24 protein-coding genes and 1 pseudogene are annotated in these 23,478 nt (G+C 38.0%); 2 read left to right on the forward strand and 23 right to left on the reverse strand.

The window, feature by feature from the left end:
• Positions 1–480 precede the first annotated feature (480 nt).
• The 14 genes from ACXAF2_RS06270 to ACXAF2_RS06335 all read right to left on the reverse strand — a co-directional run bounded on the left by ACXAF2_RS06270 (position 481) and on the right by ACXAF2_RS06335 (position 11,058).
• Positions 481–1,110 carry an immunity protein Imm33 domain-containing protein gene (locus ACXAF2_RS06270; protein WP_475137821.1) on the reverse strand — a complete coding sequence of 210 codons (630 nt, stop codon included), beginning with the start codon at positions 1,108–1,110 and terminating at the stop codon, positions 481–483.
• A 91-nt stretch (positions 1,111–1,201) separates the two neighbouring features.
• Positions 1,202–1,645 carry a hypothetical protein gene (locus ACXAF2_RS06275; RefSeq protein ID WP_475137822.1) on the reverse strand — a complete coding sequence of 148 codons (444 nt, stop codon included), beginning with the start codon at positions 1,643–1,645 and terminating at the stop codon, positions 1,202–1,204.
• 131 nt (positions 1,646–1,776) lie between these two features.
• Positions 1,777–2,442, reverse strand: a complete 666-nt coding sequence (locus ACXAF2_RS06280; RefSeq protein WP_475137823.1) for an HAD family hydrolase — start codon at positions 2,440–2,442, stop codon at positions 1,777–1,779.
• Between the two features lie 340 nt (positions 2,443–2,782).
• Positions 2,783–3,292, reverse strand: a complete 510-nt coding sequence (locus ACXAF2_RS06285) for a GNAT family N-acetyltransferase (RefSeq protein WP_475137824.1) — start codon at positions 3,290–3,292, stop codon at positions 2,783–2,785.
• Between the two features lie 161 nt (positions 3,293–3,453).
• Positions 3,454–3,783 carry a DUF6678 family protein gene (locus ACXAF2_RS06290; protein WP_475137825.1) on the reverse strand — a complete coding sequence of 110 codons (330 nt, stop codon included), beginning with the start codon at positions 3,781–3,783 and terminating at the stop codon, positions 3,454–3,456.
• A 288-nt stretch (positions 3,784–4,071) separates the two neighbouring features.
• Positions 4,072–4,764: an aspartate/glutamate racemase family protein gene (locus ACXAF2_RS06295; RefSeq protein ID WP_475137826.1), complete on the reverse strand. Its 693-nt coding sequence runs from the start codon at positions 4,762–4,764 to the stop codon at positions 4,072–4,074.
• A 192-nt stretch (positions 4,765–4,956) separates the two neighbouring features.
• Entirely contained in the window at positions 4,957–5,394 is a 438-nt protein-coding gene (locus tag ACXAF2_RS06300) for an NUDIX hydrolase (protein ID WP_475137827.1), read from the reverse strand.
• A gap of 112 nt (positions 5,395–5,506) precedes the next feature.
• Positions 5,507–5,932: a hypothetical protein gene (locus tag ACXAF2_RS06305; protein WP_475137828.1), complete on the reverse strand. Its 426-nt coding sequence runs from the start codon at positions 5,930–5,932 to the stop codon at positions 5,507–5,509.
• Positions 5,933–6,044: 112 nt separating this feature from the next.
• Positions 6,045–6,353: a hypothetical protein gene (locus ACXAF2_RS06310; protein ID WP_475137829.1), complete on the reverse strand. Its 309-nt coding sequence runs from the start codon at positions 6,351–6,353 to the stop codon at positions 6,045–6,047.
• Between the two features lie 164 nt (positions 6,354–6,517).
• Entirely contained in the window at positions 6,518–6,688 is a 171-nt protein-coding gene (locus ACXAF2_RS06315) for a hypothetical protein (RefSeq protein WP_475137830.1), read from the reverse strand.
• Positions 6,689–7,415: 727 nt separating this feature from the next.
• Complete coding sequence (locus ACXAF2_RS06320; RefSeq protein WP_475137831.1) at positions 7,416–7,712, reverse strand: hypothetical protein; 297 nt, start codon at positions 7,710–7,712, stop codon at positions 7,416–7,418.
• A 611-nt stretch (positions 7,713–8,323) separates the two neighbouring features.
• Complete coding sequence (locus ACXAF2_RS06325) at positions 8,324–8,860, reverse strand: hypothetical protein (protein ID WP_475137832.1); 537 nt, start codon at positions 8,858–8,860, stop codon at positions 8,324–8,326.
• A 179-nt stretch (positions 8,861–9,039) separates the two neighbouring features.
• Entirely contained in the window at positions 9,040–9,408 is a 369-nt protein-coding gene (locus tag ACXAF2_RS06330) for an NUDIX domain-containing protein (RefSeq protein ID WP_475137833.1), read from the reverse strand.
• A 228-nt stretch (positions 9,409–9,636) separates the two neighbouring features.
• Positions 9,637–11,058 (reverse strand): aminotransferase-like domain-containing protein, encoded by a 1,422-nt coding sequence (locus ACXAF2_RS06335; protein ID WP_475137834.1) that lies wholly within the window; start codon positions 11,056–11,058, stop codon positions 9,637–9,639.
• A gap of 98 nt (positions 11,059–11,156) precedes the next feature.
• On the opposite strand from ACXAF2_RS06335, the gene ACXAF2_RS06340 reads away from it, so the two are divergent.
• Positions 11,157–11,759 (forward strand): LysE/ArgO family amino acid transporter, encoded by a 603-nt coding sequence (locus tag ACXAF2_RS06340; protein WP_475137835.1) that lies wholly within the window; start codon positions 11,157–11,159, stop codon positions 11,757–11,759.
• Between the two features lie 337 nt (positions 11,760–12,096).
• On the opposite strand, the gene ACXAF2_RS06345 is transcribed toward ACXAF2_RS06340, so the two are convergent.
• The 3 genes and pseudogenes from ACXAF2_RS06345 to ACXAF2_RS06355 all read right to left on the reverse strand — a co-directional run bounded on the left by ACXAF2_RS06345 (position 12,097) and on the right by ACXAF2_RS06355 (position 14,409).
• Positions 12,097–12,381: a hypothetical protein gene (locus ACXAF2_RS06345; protein ID WP_475137836.1), complete on the reverse strand. Its 285-nt coding sequence runs from the start codon at positions 12,379–12,381 to the stop codon at positions 12,097–12,099.
• Positions 12,382–12,864: 483 nt separating this feature from the next.
• A pseudogene (locus ACXAF2_RS06350) lies at positions 12,865–13,688 on the reverse strand (lipid II flippase Amj family protein).
• Between the two features lie 235 nt (positions 13,689–13,923).
• Positions 13,924–14,409: an NUDIX hydrolase gene (locus tag ACXAF2_RS06355; protein ID WP_475137838.1), complete on the reverse strand. Its 486-nt coding sequence runs from the start codon at positions 14,407–14,409 to the stop codon at positions 13,924–13,926.
• A 480-nt stretch (positions 14,410–14,889) separates the two neighbouring features.
• Here ACXAF2_RS06355 and ACXAF2_RS06360 point away from each other — a divergent pair, with 480 nt between their 5' ends.
• Positions 14,890–15,672: a helix-turn-helix domain-containing protein gene (locus ACXAF2_RS06360; RefSeq protein WP_475137839.1), complete on the forward strand. Its 783-nt coding sequence runs from the start codon at positions 14,890–14,892 to the stop codon at positions 15,670–15,672.
• A gap of 257 nt (positions 15,673–15,929) precedes the next feature.
• Here the strand turns inward: ACXAF2_RS06360 and ACXAF2_RS06365 are convergent, their stop codons facing one another.
• The 6 genes from ACXAF2_RS06365 to ACXAF2_RS06390 form a co-directional block, all read right to left on the reverse strand.
• Positions 15,930–16,526 carry a DUF1062 domain-containing protein gene (locus ACXAF2_RS06365; protein WP_475137841.1) on the reverse strand — a complete coding sequence of 199 codons (597 nt, stop codon included), beginning with the start codon at positions 16,524–16,526 and terminating at the stop codon, positions 15,930–15,932.
• Between the two features lie 353 nt (positions 16,527–16,879).
• A complete protein-coding gene (locus ACXAF2_RS06370) occupies positions 16,880–17,347 on the reverse strand; it encodes a GNAT family N-acetyltransferase (protein ID WP_475137842.1) in 468 nt (155 codons plus the stop codon).
• Positions 17,348–17,405: 58 nt separating this feature from the next.
• Entirely contained in the window at positions 17,406–17,783 is a 378-nt protein-coding gene (locus ACXAF2_RS06375; protein ID WP_475137843.1) for an iron chaperone, read from the reverse strand.
• Positions 17,784–18,015: 232 nt separating this feature from the next.
• Complete coding sequence (locus tag ACXAF2_RS06380) at positions 18,016–19,590, reverse strand: SagB family peptide dehydrogenase (RefSeq protein ID WP_475137844.1); 1,575 nt, start codon at positions 19,588–19,590, stop codon at positions 18,016–18,018.
• A gap of 20 nt (positions 19,591–19,610) precedes the next feature.
• Positions 19,611–21,557 (reverse strand): TOMM precursor leader peptide-binding protein, encoded by a 1,947-nt coding sequence (locus ACXAF2_RS06385; protein WP_475137845.1) that lies wholly within the window; start codon positions 21,555–21,557, stop codon positions 19,611–19,613.
• Entirely contained in the window at positions 21,554–23,458 is a 1,905-nt protein-coding gene (locus ACXAF2_RS06390) for a putative thiazole-containing bacteriocin maturation protein (RefSeq protein ID WP_475137846.1), read from the reverse strand. The genes ACXAF2_RS06385 and ACXAF2_RS06390 overlap by 4 nt, the downstream gene beginning before the upstream one ends.
• Positions 23,459–23,478 lie beyond the last annotated feature (20 nt).

Here is a 23,478-nt window from a genome sequence, read left to right on the forward strand (position 1 = left end):
AGTTAGAATTTACTTCTTAATTATCTATTCCACACCAAGAGGCATAAGCCTGCTTTTGGTTATGCCTCTTAATTCAGTAATTTTTCTGTGTAAACTCCCTAGCCATTTGCCGGGGGACAATAGCTAATCTTCTGTTATTGCCCCCTATAGTTGAATACACAATTATTACTCTTCGACTTTTTTAGGTTTTACTAAAACAAGTAGCAAAAAGCTCAACCACGAAATACTTAGCATAATTACATATACAATATTCCAAATTGATTGTTCCTTTACTACAGCTATAACCTCACCAATTAGCAAAATAGAAATAATTATGAATGATAACCTATTTGCATTCAAAAATATAAAGTTCCTCATTTTCTTTCACCCTTAATATTTACTTCTTTGTTCCATTAACCTGCCCTTTAATCGAATAAACGAAAAGCTGAATACCTACTGCCTGATCTTCAGCTATCGCCGCTGTTAGCTTAATAAACAATATTAGCTATTTAAATAGGTATCCCAATCATAATCATCAATTACTTCAAATAAACCCTCTTCATTTCTCTCAAATGCACACAAGGGTCTTTCATCAAGAATAGATAAAATAGAGTCATCAATATTTAATATTACACCGATAGAAATAGGTTGGAAATTAGTAGAGTCACTCAGGAAATCATTTTCTTCATAACCACTAAATACTGTCCAACCAGAGTCTTGTTCATTATTAGGGTTATCTCGCAACAAAAAATTGAATTCCCTTTTATCGAGGACATCTCTACTAACAATAACCTTAGTATCAAAATAGTAATTCCAATTAGAAGATGTAGGGTCTTCGTATTCTGTATCACAAATATGGTCAACCTTGAATACAACTTCTTGTCCTACTACTAAATTTTTTAAGTCATAGGGTTCATTTGTCAATAAGCCTTTAAAATCCCCGTCATTCCTTTCAGTGATTTCCACCCACATTCTCTCTCCTGCAAGACCATCTTGTTCAGACTCACCTAAAAAAATTAACTTAACAATATCTCCAACACCCAATATGTCTATCACTTTTTTGCTTGGTAAATAAAAAGTATAAGGAGATTCTTTATTTCTCTCGTAAACATTATCTAATTCCCAAGACAATTTTTACTCCTCCTTTAATCGAATAAACGAAAAGCTGAATACCTACTGCGTGATCTTCAGCTGTCGCCCCCCCATTTATCGAATAAGTCCGTTATAATTTTTCGATAGAAAAGACTAAATCAGTAAAGTCAGTTTTAAAACCATAATCGTTACATTTGTAAATTAAAGTACCATCTTCCTGTTCATCAATTAGCATACCTGATGAGTACCCTTGTGCTCGCCTTCCATCGCCCTTATCCCAAATATTATAAACACTTAAATTACCGTCTTTACTAAAGCATTTACAAATCACTTCTTTAGGTGCTGTGTCTTCCCAAAGATTAACATTGGTAAATACCTCATTACTTAATACTGGAATCCTAATTCCTTCGTCAGTTCGTAACCATAATCCTTGTCTATAAGTGGAGTTTTTACTAATGAATTTAACCCTTATTCGTTGCCCATTCTTTATGTTTTGCACATCCCAAAGGACTACATTACTCAAATCTTTTTCAGCAAATGCTTTATTGAATATTTTCTTTTGTCCTATTTCCATAACTTCCCCTATCTTATCTTTTTACATTAACTGTATCATAGGTTTCTTCTTCAATTAACCTGCCCTTTACTGGAACAAAGCGCCGCTGCTTGTTAAGCAAACACCCCCGTTAGCTTAACATGAAAGTATATTTAAATTATTTTGGTACCCATCAGAGAATCTTTTAACTGGTTAACACTTCTTACAATATAAGTAGGATTAGAATGACTTAGTTCTTCAAATGAACCATATCCATAAGTAACTCCAATAGAATCAATTCCAGTATTACTTGCCCCTATAATATCGTGCTTCCTATCTCCAATCATAATAAATTCACTAAGTTTATGTTCATTATATTTATCTAATATGTATTGAATGATCTCAGTTTTTGACGTTCTTGTTCCATCAAGGTTACTTCCTACAATAAGTTGAAAATACTGCTCAATTTTAAAATACTTTAATATTTGCTCTGCAAAAACAGTAGGCTTTGAAGTTGCAACTATCAAAGTATATCCTTGTTCTTTTAATAATTTTAATAACAAGGGGATATTCGAATATAACTCATTCTCAAACATTCCCTTTTCCTTAAACCTCTCCCTATATAAATCTATTGCTTTTTGGGTACATGTCTCATCAAAATTGTAATGTTCAGCAAATGAATCTTGTAATGGCGGTCCAATAAAACATTCTAGTTTATCAATGTCAGGCTCATCAACTCCCATTCTATTTAACGCATATTGAACGGATTTAGTTATTCCTACCTTTGGGTCTGAAAGTGTTCCATCTAAATCAAATAAAATTACTTTATAGTTATCCATGTGGATACTACCCTCCTAGCACCAATTATTCAACTTAATTTTACCATTTGAAACCCATTTAAGTTCCAATCCTTCTTTCACTATCCTACCCGTAGTTCAATACTGTAACAAAAAAAGCGTTAATTCTTCTTAGATCAACGCCCCCGTTAGTGGAATAAGCCTATTATTCACAATGACTGAATACTCTTTCAAATTCACAATCTATTATTAGTTGTTTAATCACTCTTTCAATATCTTCCCGCCTATTCCTCTTCACTAAAATCATATCGCTTGACCAAAATTATCCCCCATTTAAACACTCACCTGTTTGTTCATTTTTCTCAGGAGAGCGTAAGGATGCTTATACTATACGAGAATAGTAAGCTACATCGGCAACTCGGCCGTGTAAATGCGATTCAGGCAACACCGCTACCAAAGTGAATCCGAGTTTTTCAATTAACTTTTTTGACGGTATATTTTTATTATCTATAGTAGCAAATAGGCGTTTAAGGTGTAATGTGCTTTTAATATGCTCGATGACCGCGGAAACCGCTTCATACGCAAAACCGCTTCCCCAATACTCCCTCATGAAGCGATAACCAATTCCGCCAAGGTAACCTTCTGCTATTTCTGGGATCATTACATCACCGATGAATTCATCCGTATCTTTTAAGGCGACCGTCCATTTTGTTTCAGTGCGATTCCTAACCATTTCTAACATTGAGTGTTCATCACGAGGGGGATTAAGCCCTAGAAATTCTCTTACTTCATCATTGTTCAACATTTTCATCATATTGGGAATGTCTTTTTCCGCTCTCGGACGTAAAACCAATCGTTCTGTTTGAATTTTCGGTGCTTCTTTTTTTTCCATGATGTATTCCAGCCTTTCAGACATTATATAAATAATCTATCATGTGAACGGTATTGAACTTCATCGTTTGTTATCTCCTAATGAAATTTATAATATAATTCGATACCAGTTATTTGGGTTTCTTCTTCAAGTAACCTGCCTGTTTGTTGAAGTAGAAAATTCTAAAGATAGTCCATAAAGCTACCAGCCTCTACATACCCATAAACCCTAATTACTTTAGCGCTAGCCACACCAGTAACGTGGATATTACGGAGTATGATAATAACTTCATCCCTAATTTCCTCGGTTTCTACCTTTATCTCTAACCACTCAATTGTTTTATATCCTCCGTCCTTAAAATGATAGTACCATTCACCATTCCAAGTAGATATGTATCCCGATTCGAGATCTTTTGTCCGCCATTGGACATTATATGGGCAACTAGAAATCGCTATTCTAATTTCTTCCCACTTTGTATTATTCATTAATTGTTGTTTTTGTTTACTTTCCATCATCCCTCACCTCTTTGCTGCTTAACTCGAATATTTGCTTATTCAGCTAAACTGCCCCTTTAACTTAATACCAATTATTTCAAAAAATGGCATCTTACTCAAGAAAAAATTTAAACAAAAAAGGAGCTTATCCTGCTCCGGATAAGCCCCGTTAATGGAATAATTCTCTTCTATTAGATGGCATTTTTATAATGGTTTAAATGAAAATCATTCAGCTGATATCCATATATAAGGCAAACGCCCCCAGTTTGTGTACTATCAATAAACGTGAAAGAGCTGCAGAAATCGCTACTTCTTTATAGACATATTCGCTGCTTCAAGAGCATGAATATAAGTTGTGTCAAACAGAGGAACATCGGAGTCCTCCTGTTTTATCAATAATCCAATTTCTGTACAACCTAATACAATAGCTTTAGCTCCAGTATCGATTAAACCTTGGATAACTTTTCTATAATAATCTCTAGATGTTTGTTGAACCTTACCTAAACATAACTCTTCATAAATAACCTTATTTACGATCTCTCTTTCATTGTCATTTGGTATGATTACCTTTATACCCTTAGACTCTAAACGTAATTTGTAAAAATCTTGCTCCATTGTATACCTTGTGCCGAGTAACCCTACTGAACTAATTCCTTGCTCTTTAATTTGATGCGCTGTTGCATCTGCAATATGCAAAATAGGTATAGTTATTTTTTCCTGTATATCACCAATAACCTTGTGCATGGTATTGGTGCATATGACGATAAAGTCTGCGCCAGCTTTTTCAAGAGAAAGTGCAACGTCACCCAATGTTTCACCAGCTTTTTTCCAGTCACCCTCTGACTGATAACGCTCAATTTCTTCAAAGTCTACGCTATATAAAAGGCATCTTGCAGAATGTAACCCCCCTAATCTTCTTTTCACTTCTTCGTTAATAATCCGATAATACTCAACAGAGGATTCCCAACTCATTCCACCAATAAGACCAATAACCTTCATGTTAAAACCCCGCCTCAGCCTTTTTGTCATTCTAATTCAAATCAACGTTCCTATGGAACAAAAATACAACTTCTTAAAACATTCAATAAACTGTTTGATAATCCCTACGTAGTATTCAATAATATGGTACAAAATGAAAAATGAACACTTATTCTTGTTACAGAATAGCGCCCCATAACGGAATAACCGTTTTTATTTTACATAAAATTTTTCTACTAAAGCATTCTCCGCAAGCTTTAAATTTTTCTTTAAATACTCAGGCAATTCATCATGACTCAGGATTTCAGAAGTAGCCATCCATAAAACATCATCAACTTCTTCTGTACATTTAGCGTATGGCTCCCCCGATTCAGGACGACAAAGAAACACGATATCAATTACATTGATTCCTGCTTGAGTTACAAAAGAGGAACTGTTCACATACTTAAGATCAATAACTTTGATGCCTACTTCTTCAAAAACTTCTCTAATTAACGTTCTTTCAAGGATATCACTTGAAAATCCCTCAACTTCACACTTACCTCCAACTAGTGAAAGCATACCACCAGCATGTTCCTCTTTTTCACTTCTTCGGATTAGCAACCACTTACCATTACGATGAATAGCACCTTCGACATTTACTACAAACATATAAAATCCCTCCTAAAAATATTGGCTACCAATTAAAATCTAACCAACCTTTATTGTATTCAACAAAAGAGGCATAACCCTTCTTGGATTATCGCCCCCTTAGCGAAAATAGCTATTTCATTTTTATATCTTGTTTTTGTGCATAATCGTTAATTTCTTTTAGTAGGTTTTTTCTATAAATAGATGTACTATATGGAATATCTCTTTGGCTTTCACCACGAAATGTATATTCTGGAAAGATAATGAAGTTCTCTAGGTCCATTTTTTTTATGATAAACTCGTTACCTTCAAACTCGCCATTTCTTATATGAACGTTTGAGATGAAATTTATTATTTCATCATATAAATCTTGATACATTATTTCTGATTGTAAAAACCTTTTTATCACGTTATCCATATAACTCACTCCCTCTTTTTCCCATAGGACAACATTTACATAGTATTCTATTAACCTGTCCGCTAATCCAATAACTTCAACAAAAAAAGCATAAATCCTTCTTAGATCAACGCCCCCTATAGTTGAAGAACGTAAGTTCACAGACATCCTGTTGATTATGAATTTTGTCATTCTATTTATGTATAACTTATAATCCTTAATAAGGAAGAATCATACGAAGTCATTCAAACAATTCGGTATCAAAAATAATAATTTAGCCCCACCACATCGCACAAATAAATACTGACCATATGGAAACGCATGTACCTATCATTCCAAAACCAAATATGTATAAAAGAGTAAATTTTCCACCAATTTTTTTAACCTTAATCATCAAATACGCTAATAAAGGGGTAACGATGTATATAAAAACACTAATAAACGTAAAGATGGTTAAGTAATGTACCGCACGATTTGTATTAGCTATTTGTTCATCCACATAATACGCTAAAGATTGTCCGTAAATGCCTAATACAGTTGCAATTGTCATTAACATCCATAAATACAAATGTCCTTTTTTCAATGCCCTCTCCTCCTACTAAGGGGTGTAAATTTACACTAATCATAGCAAATAAACCCTTAATAGGAAATGTTTTCATTCCACTATCCTGCCCAATAATTGAATAAGGGCAATAACTGGATCCATTACCTGATCTTCAGTTATTGCCCCCTTTAGCTTAATAACATCTACATAACCCAAGTAAGAAGAACTGAGATTATAAAACTTTGAATGAGTAAAATTGAATATCCTTTTTTCTTGCCTGCTTTACCTTTTGATAAGTATGTATTTAATATAAAGCTGATTAAAACTACTACAAGGAAAGTAAAAATAAAGGTTAATATAAATTCGTAAGCCATTTCTCCTTCTCCTTTTTTCTTTACTTTTAACAGTTGATATCATAATTTCTTTAAATTGGTTGTTGAATTATCCTGCCCTTTACTCGAACAAAGGGACGGCTGCTTGTTCAGCAAACGCCCCATTTACTTTAACAATGAATTTATAAATACTGTTCCCCAATAAAGAAAACTCATAGTAAAAAACACAGATGTAAAAACAGTAAGTACTTTAGGTAATTTTCCATAAAAATAAATTATTGCTAATCCTACCAATATGTGAACAATAACAAAAAGAAAAATATTCACTCATTTCACCTCTACCAAATTGTAACATTTTGTATTAAGTGAGTGTATACTTCTTCCACTATCCTGCCCGTTAGCCGAAGATGCTAACGCTTTCTGACCTAATTGTAGGGAGGCGGCTGCTTATTCAGCAAAGGCCATCGTTAGTTGAATAAGGATATTACCAAGATCACCTATGATCAACCTTAAGCTCTCCCATTTAACTGTCTTAAATTTTTTAGGAATGTCTTGTACAAACGACTCCTCTATGTAAAAAGATAGAAAATGGAACAGAAACTATTCATCTCGTTTCATTTTAATTCTATCAATGAGTAGTTGTGTTAAAACAATAGAAATAAGAATAGGAGAAGAAGTAATTGCAATCCTCAGGGTTTCATTTAGAGAAGGATTAAAGGACATTAAGCTTATTCCACTATCCTGCCCCGATAATGGAATAACTTAAATTCTAATCAATTTCTTTAAACTCGATGTACGGCATATCATCTTCCTTTGCCTTTTCCCTTGAACGATACAACTCTAAAACTTCTTTTTCATACTCGTTTTCTGCACTGAAATTTTCTTCATAATACTCACCTATATAAATTGCACGATACTTATTACCCTCTTTGTCTATAACGTCTACCAATCCTGAAGAAAAGTGGTCATTCAACCCAGAAAAACTATCTGCAACAGACAACCTAGCAGCTTGTTCACCGGCATCCTCAATCACCACTTTAGTGTAACGCATTTTTTGGTTGTCCATCTCTTCACTGCTTAGTAGGGTGAACTCTGGAACAGCTTCATCCTGTGATACTTCTAGCTTCTCAAAAACTATGGAATCCCTAGAATCCTCAAAACATCCGACAAGAAGCAAGGCAACCATTATTATATAAAAACAATACTTGATAATAACGCCCCCTTTTGAATTAGACGAAAACCAAAAGAATTAAGTTTCCCGTTAAACTTCCCTTTACTTGAATAAAGTGCGGCTGCTAGTTCAGTAAATGCCACCGTTGAATAGGAAGAGTGAATTACCGTTATTCAATTAATGTATTACTTATTTCAACAATTCCTAATAGTAATCCACTTTTTATTTATCATTCTTTTTATCTTTTAAGTTCTTCCTTGTAACATTTATGTAAGCCAGGAAGAAAATAAGAATACCTATACCTACAATAATCCCTTCTGTAAATAAAAATTCCAAGTTGTTTCACCCCTTATAACGCCAAGTTAACCCATAAATTTTATATCAAAACTTTAATACCCTGATAAATCTTATTTCACTATCCTGCCCGTTAATCCAATAACTTCAACAAAAAAAGGGTTAATCCTTCTTAGATCAACGCCCCCGTTAGTTGAGAAACCTAATTATATTTAATTCTTGTGACTTGAAACTACTTCGCCTTTACTATTATAAGCAATAAACTCAGCTTCATATATTGCATCACTTTTAGTTCTGTAAAAAGCAAATTTTTCCCTTGAATCCACACTTGTCAGTTCAAAATTATGAATGATATTCTTCCCGTTAACCATTTTTACGTTAGCTATTTCACTATCCAACACACTAAGTGAAATCACGTGATATTCTCCTTCATTACTAAAAGGGGAATCGAACATTGAAATAAAGAAAGGTTCATTTGTCCCTTCTGGAGGAGAAAATGAGAAATCCATTTTGTTATTCCAGGATAAAAAAGACTTTTCAAGATACATTTCCCATTCCACACCCTCACTATCTTTAAATAGGGCAATAGATTTATTATTATCGATAAGTTCAATTTCTTGTATATTTGTTATGCTCCAATGTTCTTTAATTTCATTTGCTATCTGTTCCTTGTCGTCTCCTCTTCCAATGAACCAAATTGAGCCAAGGCCAATGAGAAACAAAACAACGAATATTTTATTTTTCTTCAATCACATCATCCCCCTTTTAGTTTATATCGGTCTTCCACTAACCTGCCCCAATAATGGAATAACTTCAGCATAAAAAGCGTTGATCCTTCTTAGATCAACGCCCCTTTTAGCTAAATATCCTTTTTTATTACTGATGCATTACTATTAAAGTATATCCCCCAACACCCGAATAGAATTACTTAAGTAATTAATGTATGACTATCTTTGTAATCGAATGAATGGCTTCCTTCTTCCCTAGATAGAACTGGTAAGAATTGAGCAACCATTTCCGCGATTCCAAGATTATGAGGATTAAGGATCCAATCAATAGACTTCCACTCCAGAATACCTTCAGGTGTCTTTAGAGGTGTGCCAAAGTTGAAATCATCATCCACTTCATACAAATACACATATATTCCATCCAGTTCACCACTCGTAGTTTCCCAGGTTACAGTCCCCTTAGAAAAAAAGGCTTCTAATTTTATGCCCGTTTCCTCAAATACTTCACGTAATGCGCCTTTATCAGGTGATTCATCTTTCTCGATTTTACCTCTCCAACTCCGTTCCAAACGCCCATAATGGGAGCTTTTTCACGATTAAGCATTAGTATGTTATCTTTTTTCTTAACAAAGCAAACTGTGTATGTAAACATAATATAATTAGGCACTCCTCATATAGATTGTCAATTAACTATAGCCCCTCATAAAAGGAATCTACAATTATTCACAAGATTTCAGAATCCAAATTTTTTCCTAATTTTATTGAAGACTTATTTAATATGCTGTAATCACAGCGAACTAATGCCGGGTTAGTTCTAGTAAAATAGACAACCCTTCTTTTAATTCTTCCAATGAAGCATAAGCATAAGAAAGACGAATATGATGTAAATCGCTTGAATTATAAATATAACCTGGGTTGATCAAAACATTTTGTTTAAGTAAATTTAGAAATAACGCTTTATTTACAATAGGTTCATGAAACCTGATCCATATATAGAAACCACCCTCAGACTTTTTCCACGTAGCGATTTGTTGAAATTGCTGTTCTAATATTTTTTCTATAAATCCAGCCCTTCTTTTCAATTGTTCACGAAGTTTATTCAGATGCTTTTCATATAAACCTGATGAGAGCCAGTGTGCGACGATTTCTTGAGAAAAGGCACTTGAACCATAATCTGTTTGCATTTTAATATCCGCTAATCGCCTAATAACAGGTGTAGGCGCAACAACCCAACCAATCCGTAATCCCGGACTCAGTGTTTTGGATACACTGCCAATATAAAGCACTTGTCCTAATGCATCAAATGACTTTATGGCAAGGGAAGATGATTCAAATAACAGTTCGTGATACACATCATCTTCAATAATCGGGATTTGTAACTTTTTGCACGCATTGTATAGGCTTTTCTTTTCTTCAAACGACCAATTATGCCCTGTCGGATTGTGTAATGTTGGTACACAGTAAAATATAGATTGTCTTTTTCTTTTGAGTGTCCGCAGATTGTCTGTTAATTGTGCATCTCGCAAAACTGAAATCATACGCATTCCGGCAGATTGAAAGGGATGCACAGAATTTAAATATGAAGGTTGCTCTTGGAAGACAATGGATCCTTCTTCTAATAAGCCAATCGCAATTAATTGAAGTGCTTGAAGTGCACCTGAGACAATTAAAATATTTTCTGGTGCTGTTTGAATACCACGTTTTTTTAAATACTCACATAAAACTCTTCTAAGCTTTTCGCTTCCTTGCGGTGGTGAATAACCAATCGCCTTTGATTCAAGTGAAATCTCTTTTAGCGACTGTTCAATTTGTTCCGTTGGGAGTAGATCTGGTGATAATTCACCTGTTCCAAGTCGGATGATATGATCTGTTTGCTCATATTCATTGATGAGTTGAATCGTATGATAGTTCGGTTTGTGAATACTTGATTCAATGTGTCGCTGCCAGTTCGGTTGAGCACTGTTCAACAGCACATTCCACGAATGATTAGCCACAAATACTCCTGATCCCATTTTTGATTCAAGCAAACCCTCCGCCTTCAATTCATCAAGTGCAAGTTGCACAGTGCTTCTATTCACATTAAATTCTGTAGCAAGTTGGCGCTGTGTTGGAATCTTTGTACCAACAGTCCAATCACCTCGTTCAATACGAGATTTTATCCAATCTACAATTTGGTCTTGAACGGTCAAATGTGAATGCCGATTTGGTTGCCAATTCATAACTCCCCTCCTAAATTGGATGGATAAAAAACCACCCAATTGGGTGTTTTCTTTTAGTTGTATCATAGTACGATAGTAATTGAAAGGGAGTTGAATACATGGAAGCCATTCTTCATGGAGTAATCATAGCGTTCGGCCTCATTTTACCTTTAGGGGTACAGAATGTATTTGTATTTTCACAAGGAGCCACGCAGCCAAAAATTCTTCGAGCACTTCCAGCAACTGTTACAGCTGCACTATGTGATACATTTTTAATCCTGTTAGCTGTCTTTGGACTATCTGTTATCGTTTTACAATTTGAATGGCTGCGACTTAGCCTAATGATAACCGGGATATTGTTTTTACTTTACATGGGGTATGCTATTTGGCGTTCTGAACCAATCATGGCTGAAACGAACAAAGCATTACCCATCCGTCAACAAATCATCTTCGCTTTATCAGTTTCTTTATTAAATCCACATGCCATCATAGATTCAGTCGGTGTCATTGGGACAAGTGCATTAAAATATGTCGGAACGGAACAAGCTTTTTTTACCATCGGGTGTATTACAGTATCTTGGATTTGGTTCTTTGGATTAACAATAGCGGGTTCAGTTGTGAAAAGGATAGATAATACTGGAAGTTTAATGAACATATTCAACAAATGCTCAGCCCTGTTTATCTGGGGAACTGCGATTTATCTTTTTATTGGATTAAAATAAAGTACCGTTACAGCCTTGAAAAAAAGATGATAAACCATGATAAAAGAGCAAATAGAAAAATCGTGTTTTGAAAAAAGATCGATTAAAACACGATTTTTCTATATTTAATTGGAACATTCTTTTAAAAAAAGGGGTGATATTTATAGGAATCAATAATCCATTAAATGGCCCGTTTCTGCAAGATAGGGCGCAGTTCCCTTGTTCCAGAATCGCCCTATTCTGGAACTATTTTATTGAAAGTAAATATCTAACTTTTTGATTTTTCTCTCCATAGTGGCCCCTGAAATCCAGAATCGTTCCCGAACCTTAGGCATCTTCATAAAATGCGGGGTTTATCCTAATTGCTTTCCCCACCAACCGTAATTTCTTCGTTTTTAAACTGTTTATATTGTTTCCTTGCTAATTCAACTAGCTCTTTTTCATTGTATAAATCTTTATCCTCCTGTAAATCGTTTTGTTCATTACTTGGTATTATTATTTTATTAGTTTTTACATTCTCAGTTGGGTAAACATTAAATGAATCCTCTATTGGTTTCGTTTTACTTTTATAGGCCTTAGTGAATAAAGTAAATCCGGTAAATACTATAATTATTGATGACAAAATACCCAAAATTTTTTTCATTTCTTCAGCCCTCTCTAAATTATTTCTAAGTCCATTCTTTAACTCAATCCTTTATTTCATAAAAAGGGGTGCTTACCTAGAGTATTTCGGATAAGCGCCCGATTGATGAACAACTTTTATCTAAAAAAATACTGCAATTAGTAAACTGATAGCAAAGAGAATAAATGCAAACTGTATCGTGAAATACATAATCAACTCAAGTGGGACAAGTTTCCTTTGCCTTTTAGTCTTTTCTAAATGCCTTAGATAGAAACCAGCACTTATAATCAACAAAACATTAGCTACGGCTCGTAAAATTTCTACAAAAAGAATCAAGCGTATAACTCCTTTCTCCCCAAGGCATTTTCCCGTAAAATGGCCCTTTTCTGGCGTAAAGTTGTACGGAAAACGCGCTTAATTGCTAGGATCATTATTGAACTAACGCACTTGTTACTAAAAATACATCTTTTCACAAACTTAGCTTATTACGTGAATGCTGCCCCTTTAGCTGAATAGGACAATGTATTTTGTAAACCAAGCAATATATCTTGCTCCCCATAAGAAAAACACTTGAGCAAGTATTGTACCTAACAATCTCGAGGTTACCATCATTAATGACAAACTTTTTAGCTTATTGTAACTCCCTCTTTGATTAACAACGTCATCTGCTATGACAGATAATTTAGGATCGATAAAAATAACCAACAGAATTGTTGCTATCCCGTTTATTAAACCCGATGCCATAATTGCTGTAGCAGCTCTTTCAGGTACTAATAATGCTGCATAGAGTGCAGATAAAACACCTATCGTATAAATCGCTGTTATTATCATATTTACACAAAAGAGCCTAATGGGAATTTCCTTAATTCTAGTTCCGTGCAAGTATTCAAACTTAGGAAGACTAAAATGGGTAATCCCCGTTTTATGTATTGCAAGGAAAAAAGCCTTTTGATTAAGGAAGGAACAGAACCTTCTTCCTCCGATAAATGAATGATTGCTCTTGAAAATAAAGCTATGAAAGTAGGAAGTAGAATTATTCCAAATAATGTTCCAAGTGTTGATGCACCAATGAGAAAACGCAATTGAGCTTCTACAAACTCTAGAGTATTTTCTTTTGGAGCGTTATCAATTAGACTTCCAGTGAAAGGTTGTTGCATCATATTAGCTAATCTTGATACGATAACCATTATGTTAAAGAGTGATAAAGCTGAGGCAATCATTTTAACCCGTGCACCTGATAACCTCACTGCATAAGCTAATGTTTCTATCGAATGAATGATAAAAATAAACAAAGCTATAAATATTAATCCTACAGTTAAGAACCCCATTTAGCTACCTTTCAGATGAATTTGTTACCACTATTTTACCATTTTTTTCTTTACTTAACCTGCTCAGTTTAAGTGTATTTCTTCATAAATTTAAGACAGGATCGCTTAAAACATTCCTCAACAATCTGGACCTTTACAGGAAGAAAGCGCATCTCTTATTCAAGAAATGCACCCGTTTGTTGATACTGTGTTATTCGATTACCCAATAATTCCGGAATATGTCAATCAGTTATTCCTACACATTTCTCTTCAGTTTCAATTCAAATTGCGGCCTAGTTATATAGTCCATATAATTGATATTTCCGTTATAGTCCAAATAGGCTTGATAACGTGTACGTAGAGCTGGGGCTGATACCATATCAAGAACTTCCTCTTTACTAACCCAACGGCTGTCCGATGTTTCATCCGATGTTGCCAGTTCTCCACCAACGGGTTTGCATACAAAATCAAACATAACTTTTGTAGGTACAATCTTTACACCACTATGTCCTTCGTATGTTCCAGTATTTGAATAAATGCTAGTTAGATGGGAGATTTCAACATCAATGCCGCTTTCTTCTTTTACTTCTCTAATTATTCCATCCATCAAGTTTTCACCAACCTCCACTTGACCACCGGGAAAAACCCACTTACCACTTCGCCGTTCCTTAACAACCAATATCCCTTCTTGATCGTTCTCTACAAAACCTAATGCTGCAACGATATGTACTGGCATTTGCATCGTCTATTCCCTCCACCAAAATGTGATTTATAAACAACTTCGATTTCCCTGCAAAATATCCTGCTTTTATTCCATTAAATGGCCCTATTGCGGAACAACCGGAAGATCTTGGAACACCGACTGCAAAAAGACGAGTTTTGTAACATATATCTATCCTGTAAAATATTTACATGTTATAATTTTAATTAAAGGGTACTTTTTAATTCTATTCCGCAATTGGAGCCAGATTGAGGATAGTTTCAATGTGGGGAGAACAAAAATTTGAGGGAAATCTTGAGAATAAAAAGGGGGATTTTTTCATCTCCCTTAATTTATACTCGAATGAATCATCACATTCAAAGATACATAAGAAAAAGGCTTTATAAGACGCGGTATAACAATAATGCAACCACAAGTTGACAATGTGCATTCGCTACGTGATAGAAAGAGCAGCAATGTTTTTATACATTATAACTAACAAAATGAAAGGGGTTGAAATGAATGGAATTTGGGAAAAAACTTTATAAGCTTAGAAAAGAAAATGGATTTTCTCAAGAAACTTTAGCTGAAAAACTAAACACCTCCAGACAAGCAATAAGCAAATGGGAAAATGGTCAAGGATTTCCCGAAACAGAAAAGCTCTTAATGATTGGAAATATCTTTGAGGTATCTATTGATTACTTATTGAAGGATTCTGCTGAGAACAATAAAGGAAATGAAGAAGGTTATTATGTAAGCAGAGAAATGGCAGAAGGATTTTTGTTAAGCACACAAAAAAATGCTAAGCATATTGGGGTAGGCTTTGGGCTTTTTGCATTGGCGTTTGAACCGTATTTAATTCTAGGGAATAATTCCATGCTAGGAATACTCCTAATAATTGTCATTACAACATTAGGGATTATTTCTTTTGCGACATTAGGATTTGATCAGAGACAGTATACAATTCTCAAAAAAGAAGTTTTATTGTTTGATTCAAATTACCTTAAAGAGCTGGCAGGGAGATATGAGGGGTTTAAAAGAGAATATTCTGGAATGATGGTGATAGGTGGTGGGTTTCTAGCAGTGGGCTTCTTGGCTTTTGCCTTGGAGAAAAAATTAGAGATGGGAATCTTGGTCCCTTATTATCCGATTTTTGCGTTTTTAATCGCTGTAGGCCTATATATGTCAGTTCGTACTCTTACCATTCTTTCCGCATATCAATTATTAGTAAATAACGATGAGCATACAAGTCGATTTAGGTTTAAATTAAAGCAGAAAGCAAAAAAGAAATTCGAAGATTTTTAAAGGTACACTTCCTGCAATACTGATGGGGTCATTTTCTGAAAAAAGAAAACAGCGAGCCAGAAAGAGATTGAAGGTAAAGCATATTCAAGGGAGCTTAGAAATTGATTCAAATCAATCATAACTAAAAAGAACCCTAATATAAATGGTTCTCTTGCTCCTTTAACCAACCCAATAATAGAAAAATGGTATAACTGAAGATCGTCTGTCTGACCTTCAGCTATACCCACTTAGAGAATAGGCTTAGCAATGATAATAGATTATGATGTCAAAGCATCGAAATGGCACCAATCACCTTTGATTGTAATTTGCAAATCATCTATAACACTGCTCTTCATCTTAATGGTTGGATTTAGTAAAATCGTTCCATTCTGAGACAGTTTATTTACTTTTGACCTTGAAATGCCCAACATTTCTGATAGTAGTTTATCTATTCTAAGACCAAAATCATATTTATAGGAAAGTCTAATCGTAACCTCGTTAGATAGTGATTCGAGCTTTTCTCTTCTTAACTCGTATCGTATATCTGTATTTACATCATTACATAGTTTTCTTAATTTGTTGATTTGAAAAGCATAGAACCAAATGGTCTCTTTATCATTTTTCATAAATTTTTGAATTAGCATTGAATCAATTTTATTGATATTTACTCGGGATAAAATGGGGTAATTCCAAGTTCCCTCACAATGTATACAGTTATAAATAAGCCAAATATCAACTATTTTTTGATTCGCATTTACCCTGAATTTCTCACTACAATAAAATGTTGAATTCGTTCTACATTTACTACAATTTCGTTTTATATAAGGCGTTTCCTGAGCAATGATCTCATACGTGAATAAATTATTTAAGCTCATACACCAGTTCCTCCTATTTATTCAGAGGAACGCAAAGAACGGTTGAATGGAGAAAGATTTCCCATTAAAAAAACGGAATACCATCTAGGTATCCCGCCGGAATTAAAACAACTGATTATCCTGCGTTCCCTGTAATGGTTAAAAATAGGCACACTTCTCCCGTCGTTGAACAATGATGTTCAAAAAAAGAAATGTACTATTTAGTTGCTTAACCATTACAAGTATGTTGGCAAAACCAATTCCACCTTCCGTATTTCTCCTTAACACTAAGGATACCATCATTATACAATAATCACCATTTTTTCACGTTCAATAATCTGGCCTTTTTTTGCCTATAAAGAAGAATATGTGCCTTAAATGTTTATGGAATAAGTCGGCTCTCCATATGTTAGAGTATGATCATCAATAAATCCAAGTTTCATATAAAACCACTTGCCCGCATCGTTTTTCGGATGCACGGTTAAACGAAGTCGATGGCAAGAAGGATGAGTATGTTTAAGGTGTTTAATTAACTCTTTTATTGATTCCGAACCATATCCCATTCTTTGAAATCTCTTATCGATGAAAAAATGAAAAAGCCAATAGTCTTCTTTACTTTCAGGTGTATAATGCAGATTGAAGAAGCCAACCATTTTGTCTCGATCGTAAATTCCATATGGTTCGACTGTTTTACCTTCTGGTTTGATATAAGCTTTAGTGAGACCAATTGCAACAGGCGGTGTAACTGCTGCAACAAACTTTTGCTGTTCACCATATACTGAAAGTCCCAAAGCTTCCCGCCAGTTATCTGAATCGATCTTTCTAAGCTCTACCTTATCCATTGGGCACCTCACATTCCCATTTTCTTCATATGAACAAACATTGTTTCTTGATTCCGTATTAACAAGCCGTGTCTTCACCTGCACGCCACATATCAACGGTTTTATGGATAAATTGCTCCAATCCCGTATCTTCCATCTTTATCGATTTCTTAACGCGAATGCAGCCTTTTCCATAGTTATAGCCCGCTAATAGCGTTTCTGCATTTCCTATCTTATCTATTGTACCTACATAGAGGCTGACATAATGTTTTTGCGCGTTTAACGCAAAGACATAGTTATCATCTTTACCATAATTCAACATCTTATAGCGAATCACCTCTTCCATTTCTGGTGCATATGTAAAAATCATTTGTCGAATCGCGAGTAGTTTCTCTTTTCTCCAATCGTCTTCAAGCATTTCTAAATATTCTTCAGAATTCTTTACATCATATTGCATGTTGAAGTCTCACTCCTACATTTTTCAATTTTTTTGTTAGTTTACAGATAATTTCATGCCTCGTCTTCAGTTCTTCTATTATATTTCAAAACACTAAAAAAAATATACGCCAGCACCCTCACTTTATTCCGAAGCCTTAGAAAAGAAACCGTACCCGCTATACTGCCAAAACAAAAAGGAGATGCAAATCCACTACAAACAGATTTACTCTCCTTATACTCCTTACTCATTTTCAACTTAGCAAACTCCCTTTCATCCAAGCCCGCTCCCGAGAAGGACCGATCGGTAGTTGGATCAAGGTCGTTTGGCCCTTTGAATCTAGTTTGTATATCCCATCTGTCAACGTTGTATCAAACCCAAGAAGGGGATGTCCGCCAAAACCGGCCGCAGACGAAGCCAAAAGCAGGCGCTGTACAAGCATTCCCGCTTCCATTTGCATGATCCTGTAGCCTCTGTATCCCAGAGCCTGATAGTAACCTTTGTTTCCAATGATATGAAGGCAGAGGGGCACTTGAAGCAAATTGACGTTATCCAGGGACAGACCTGATTGAAGCTGAAGACGATAATCTCCTGTGCTGATCTCCTGTAATGAGTGGCGGCCACTGTCATATGCGTATGCGCCATTCGGTACTCCTTCCACATTATACAAACAACAAAAAATAGAAACACCTGATTCATTGCCGTAAGGAACTTCCTCGATGTCACTACGGAACGAGTAGGACTGAGTGGCTTTTTTCAATATCGTCGCGAGTTTCTGCTGACTGACCTTCCCCATGACAAAATCCATTTCCGGGGAATGGCGGTTTTTACATGCTTCAACAAAATCATACGTAAAGGACTCCACCTCTGGCAGAAGGATTTCGTTTTCCCCTGTTCTAAAAGCCGGTTGTTTTCCTAGTTTCAGAAAATCTCCTGTTGAATCGATTTGCGAAGACTTATTCACTGCCAGTACCATAGGAAACTCTCTAATTCTTTTAGATTTTTCGTAGAGTTCTGCGGAAATAGCCGGCAGCTCTCGGCATACTTCTTCTGCGCTGAATCTCCGGTCCATTCCCCTCCCGGTTCCAGCCCAATTCGTTGCAGCCACAGAAAGCGGGATGACGGAATAAACGCTTTCCTCTTCCTCGGTCAGTCCAAGTAAATGATTGATCGCTGAGTCCAGAAATTGAACATACACCCCTGACTCGAATCCAAACCGTTTGGCCGTTTCCAGCAGCTGTCCCTTAAGGACACCGGCATCCAGTCCTTGCAGCCGGTAGGAAAAGTTATTGTATTTAAAAAAGTTTTTCCAAAATCGGGTGGAAACAAAAGCTGTGCCAAAACACGTCGAGATGTCGCAGCGATTGCCGAGTGCCCGTTCTAAGTACGAATCGACATTCCCTTCCCTGAGCAGGACGAGGCGATGGTGGGCGACATCATAATGGTAGATTCCACCGGGCAAATCATCCAACTTTAAATAGATATATAGTTCATTTGGATACAGCGCCCCTCCTGATGGAGCAAACCGCCGATAGGAGTGGATGGGGTAAGACTCCTGATGCTCGGAGTCTTCAGAATCCACCGACTGGCTAACCCCGGTGATGCCATAGACATACCAGAGAAAATGCCCGATTCTTTCTAAATCGGGTATTGACGGCGACGGGCTTACGGTGAGTGACACAGGTACTTCCAAAGACAATGGCACAGCCCGTAAACCCTTGTAAAGCTTGTAGGGAAGAGGGGCATCCTCCCAGTCCACTTCCCAGTTTGGCTGATTGGCCCGATTGATATTACATTGCAGATCTTGTAAAAATTCTTCCAGACTCATCCTCCTTACCTCCTAATACCTTAAGGAAACGGATGCGGTTTTTGATTGAGCTGATCATAGGTCAATGGCTTGTCGGCATATCCCAGTTCCACCGGGACGTTAAGGACTCTTTCCAATCCTGTCAGACGGGTGAGATGATGCCCGAATGTCATGGGAAGCATGCCGGGAATCAAGACCTTCACACAGTAGAGTCCGTTCTTTTCAAGTTCCGGGGCGGTTTGATCAACAACAATGACATCAAGGTTCCGGCTTTGGAATCTTTCAAGGATACCTTTCAGGTCATCCGTCAGATCACTGTGATCGGACCTCCAGTTGAATTCCTCCTGGAAACTTCGAGACGGCCGGCTGTCATCCTGTAAAAACGTGAAACGTTCCTCGGCCTGGGGCAATCCATACAGCATGCCGTGATCATCCATCTGCCTTACGAGAGAATCATCGTTGAGCATTTTTTCATAATTCGCCTTGTTCTTCTCCAATTTCTCATCCAGATTCAGCATCATCCCGGCGAGCTCCTGAATCGCGCTTTTTGCCGCTCTCACTGGATCCAGATGGGCACCTGCCGCGAGGATCAGATTCAATCCTTTATCCTTCCTGTTCTTGGCCATCGCAAAGACGCTTGGAATTCCGTGCTCCATGGTAGAGTCATATAAATAGAGATCATACCCTGCGACCGCCCGCATCCGTTCGATCATTAACTGCAGCTCCTCGTCCTCTGCTGTAAGAGGATCAAGTCGAGGCAGGTTGAGTTCGGCATACCAGGTCAAAAGGAACGAGTCTCGTTCGACTACCTCCATGATTCCATAAAAAATCGCTTCCTCCCTGCTTCCGCCAAGTGCACAGCCATTGGACGTTTCATAAACAAAACCGGATGAGCTGCAGCCCAGACTGTAATAGGCAAGGAGCTCAGGGACGAGAATCGGACGTTCTTCGATGAGTGAATAACCCCACACCCAGTCCATTGCCCGGTCAGGGTCAAATTTTTCAAACGGAAAACCTGGCATCGCGTACTGTTCATCGGTGTGCACGCCGACCTTTAGGGGATTCAGTGCATGGTCCTCCAACTGTCGGTAGCTGTCATGGACGACGGTCCGTTTGCCCCGGGGCTCTAGGCCGCAGTGACGCTCCAATCCTTCAAGAATGGCTGTCAGTTCGCTATCTGAGTAGACTTGGGTCCGTCCAGCCGTCCCTTCATCCCCGGAGAACATCGGCATATTGACACTCGCATCTGCAAATGGCGTCACCAGGTCATACATCTTGCTGTTGAAAAGTCCGGTCCGATTATCCAGATAGTCTTTGATCAGGATGTCTTTCAGTTCATCCAGGGGAGTACAGCGGAAACTGCCGGCATTGATTTTAGGGCTGGATTTCAGGGAAAGACGGGATAACTCCGGCGAATCGTCCGGTATCGGGCTGCAATTCTGGCATAATGAATCGGGAACGAAGGAGTGCCAGGAGCTGTTTAATGTTTTCAAGTCGGTTAAACATACCTGTCCTTTGGAGTGTGGCTTTGCCCCTTCAAGGACCCGGCCAACTTCTGCTGCGATGATGTGAGTCATGTGCATTAAACCGGTATTCGAAGCCCATGGGTCTTTCGTGATTCCTCCCTCATCAGCGAGTTTTTCCTGTACCTCCCGCATCTCATTCCGTTCCTTCCCTCCAAGGAGACGTCTTAAATCGGCACATTGTGAGCATCCTGGTGTGTTCGGACGAACCAGCGGGCCGATGATTCCCTCTCCAAACGAAACGAAGCCTCTCAGCCATGGGATAGACGACTCCTTCATCACTTCTTCCGCCATTTGATGCACAGCCGGATTCCATGTATCATCCAAAGTCAGCACCAAATCTGTCTGTGCCGGGAACTTTTTTTCAACAGTTTCTTGCCTGAAAACGGGATACCGGGCTGAAATTTGCGCACATACAAGGTCCGCAAGCAGCCCATCCCCCACTATCACCACGAAAGAATTCATCCAGTTTCCTCCTCTCGCAGCAGCACACCAAACACGCCTTCGAGCTCCTGGTTAAAAACGGGCTCAATATTCAGTTCATACACCACTACCTGCTTCTGATTCCTTTTCAAGGTTTTGATTGCTTCTTTCAGAGACTGGGTCCTGTCTTCATTGGCTGGAATGGTGATTCTCTCTGGCTGCCCTTGCTCTACCTCAACAACAACCGGTTTTGCGTCGGAAGCCTCCTGATCGTTCTGAGCTTGAAAGAGTGCATGCTGAAGAGAGTTCCTCAGTGCCATGGTGATCGTTACATCGGTATTTCCATACCAGCCATTCTTTCCGCGAACATAGACGACAGGAAATCCATCCAAATCCTCACCTAATCCGATTTCCGGCATTCCTTGCATGGTGGTCAGTGCCTGTAAATAATAACGGCATGTTTCATCCTCAACCCTATCCAATTCAAGACGGGAAATCGTGCTGCTTTGAACCGATTCTCTTTTCCTCAGCCGATCAGTCAAACACTCCCGAAGACCGCGGCCAACACACTCTGCAAACGTTGCGCCTGCGCAGGTGGCCATATATTCACCCGTCTCTCGAGGAACGATCAAACTGGCCACTCTTGAAGCGTATCTCTCTATCCCTCTTAACCCTGCTTCCCGGCGTGCTTCTTCATGGGTCAAGCCGCTGCAGATCACCTCATCCAACAGTTCGGCAGGGCCCTCTGACAGGACATCAACCGACTGGACACGGCATTGAGCCAATGGCAGCTGCTTCGTATCTCCCTCTTCCCACACATGAAAAATCCCCGTCTCTTTTGCCGTCAGCAGGGTAAAGAGATACAGCACTTTTTCACGGTCAGACCTTTCTGAAACCTGTTCAATCCGTGTTTCCACATTCTGAACCGCTTCAGCAGCTAAATGTCCTGTCTCCAGGGGATGAGGTAGAAAGGAATGCCAGCTTCCTTCAAGCGTTTCTGTATCCAGCAGAAAGATTCGATTTCTCTGCTTGGATGTTGACACTCCCGTCATCTCTTTGAATAGTTCAAAGACGATCATGTTCGCAAGCATCGATACAGGGACCGCCGATTTGATCATAACCTGGTTTTCATTTCGTAAGGCATTAGTGTGAATGCGCCTCCATGCAGATTCCCATCCAGCCTCGGAATCAGGATGGATGATGGGTCCTGCGATTCCTTTCTGTCCGTGATATATCGCCGGAATCAACAGCTTCTTATCGGTCCGGCAAATGGCATGGAGGAGCTCCAATTCCTCAAGGTTTTCGTTTTGACTACCATATAAAATGGAATCGAAGGGCTTCAGGGTCTCCCGCCACCCGTCTTCACTGAAACCGACTTCCAGGAGCTCTACCTCCGGATCCGTTTTACGCGCATGTTCCACGAGTTCCTGCAGCCGCCCTCCATTCGTCGGTACCTCATCGGTCAACAGTACCTGCAGCTTAGCCAAACCAGATTCTATCAGCGATGAAACGAGTGAAGTGAGAAAAGGACCAGACCCCACTGCCAGGACATTGGCCCCTCGGTAGGTTTCAAACCTTGAAGCCCCTGAACCTGCCAAACTGTCGACAAATTCGATCTGTGAGGAGAATTTATTCACTGCATGCTGGGGCAGCTGGTGTGGCAGATCCCTGCTCACGTCCCGGACAAATCCATTCTTATGCAAAACCTCCGCTATTTCCATGACCCTGTTTTTATAAGGTTCAGGCAGTCCGTTCGTCAAATACTCAAGGGAGTACTCCCCATTGAACATCGGAAGCAGCTTCTCCACCCATTGATCAATTCCACGTCCCTCCATGCGGAAAGAGCATTGGTTATTCCTAAAGAAAACACCGCTATTTGGTTCAGGGAGGTAAAACGTATCCCTCTTTACTTTTAAACGCATAGAAGGGTCCAATTTTTCCATAGCGCTCCTCCTTACACCCG

This window comes from Rossellomorea sp. ABR4_004 (genome assembly GCF_056159585.1).

Excerpts from the sequence above, each read along its gene's own strand:
- ACXAF2_RS06275 (WP_475137822.1), bottom strand. The coding sequence starts at position 1,645 with ATGGAAATAGGACAAAAGAAAATATTCAATAAAGCATTTGCTGAAAAA.
- ACXAF2_RS06280 (WP_475137823.1), bottom strand. The coding sequence starts at position 2,442 with ATGGATAACTATAAAGTAATTTTATTTGATTTAGATGGAACACTTTCA.
- ACXAF2_RS06285 (WP_475137824.1), bottom strand. The coding sequence starts at position 3,292 with ATGGAAAAAAAAGAAGCACCGAAAATTCAAACAGAACGATTGGTTTTA.
- ACXAF2_RS06290 (WP_475137825.1), bottom strand. The coding sequence starts at position 3,783 with ATGGAAAGTAAACAAAAACAACAATTAATGAATAATACAAAGTGGGAA.
- ACXAF2_RS06295 (WP_475137826.1), bottom strand. The coding sequence starts at position 4,764 with ATGAAGGTTATTGGTCTTATTGGTGGAATGAGTTGGGAATCCTCTGTT.
- ACXAF2_RS06300 (WP_475137827.1), bottom strand. The coding sequence starts at position 5,394 with ATGTTTGTAGTAAATGTCGAAGGTGCTATTCATCGTAATGGTAAGTGG.
- ACXAF2_RS06315 (WP_475137830.1), bottom strand. The coding sequence starts at position 6,688 with ATGGCTTACGAATTTATATTAACCTTTATTTTTACTTTCCTTGTAGTA.
- ACXAF2_RS06320 (WP_475137831.1), bottom strand. The coding sequence starts at position 7,712 with ATGGACAACCAAAAAATGCGTTACACTAAAGTGGTGATTGAGGATGCC.
- ACXAF2_RS06335 (WP_475137834.1), bottom strand. The coding sequence starts at position 11,058 with ATGAATTGGCAACCAAATCGGCATTCACATTTGACCGTTCAAGACCAA.
- ACXAF2_RS06340 (WP_475137835.1), top strand. The coding sequence starts at position 11,157 with ATGGAAGCCATTCTTCATGGAGTAATCATAGCGTTCGGCCTCATTTTA.
- ACXAF2_RS06345 (WP_475137836.1), bottom strand. The coding sequence starts at position 12,381 with ATGAAAAAAATTTTGGGTATTTTGTCATCAATAATTATAGTATTTACC.
- ACXAF2_RS06355 (WP_475137838.1), bottom strand. The coding sequence starts at position 14,409 with ATGCAAATGCCAGTACATATCGTTGCAGCATTAGGTTTTGTAGAGAAC.
- ACXAF2_RS06360 (WP_475137839.1), top strand. The coding sequence starts at position 14,890 with ATGGAATTTGGGAAAAAACTTTATAAGCTTAGAAAAGAAAATGGATTT.
- ACXAF2_RS06365 (WP_475137841.1), bottom strand. The coding sequence starts at position 16,526 with ATGAGCTTAAATAATTTATTCACGTATGAGATCATTGCTCAGGAAACG.
- ACXAF2_RS06370 (WP_475137842.1), bottom strand. The coding sequence starts at position 17,347 with ATGGATAAGGTAGAGCTTAGAAAGATCGATTCAGATAACTGGCGGGAA.
- ACXAF2_RS06375 (WP_475137843.1), bottom strand. The coding sequence starts at position 17,783 with ATGCAATATGATGTAAAGAATTCTGAAGAATATTTAGAAATGCTTGAA.
- ACXAF2_RS06380 (WP_475137844.1), bottom strand. The coding sequence starts at position 19,590 with ATGAGTCTGGAAGAATTTTTACAAGATCTGCAATGTAATATCAATCGG.
- ACXAF2_RS06385 (WP_475137845.1), bottom strand. The coding sequence starts at position 21,557 with ATGAATTCTTTCGTGGTGATAGTGGGGGATGGGCTGCTTGCGGACCTT.
- ACXAF2_RS06390 (WP_475137846.1), bottom strand. The coding sequence starts at position 23,458 with ATGGAAAAATTGGACCCTTCTATGCGTTTAAAAGTAAAGAGGGATACG.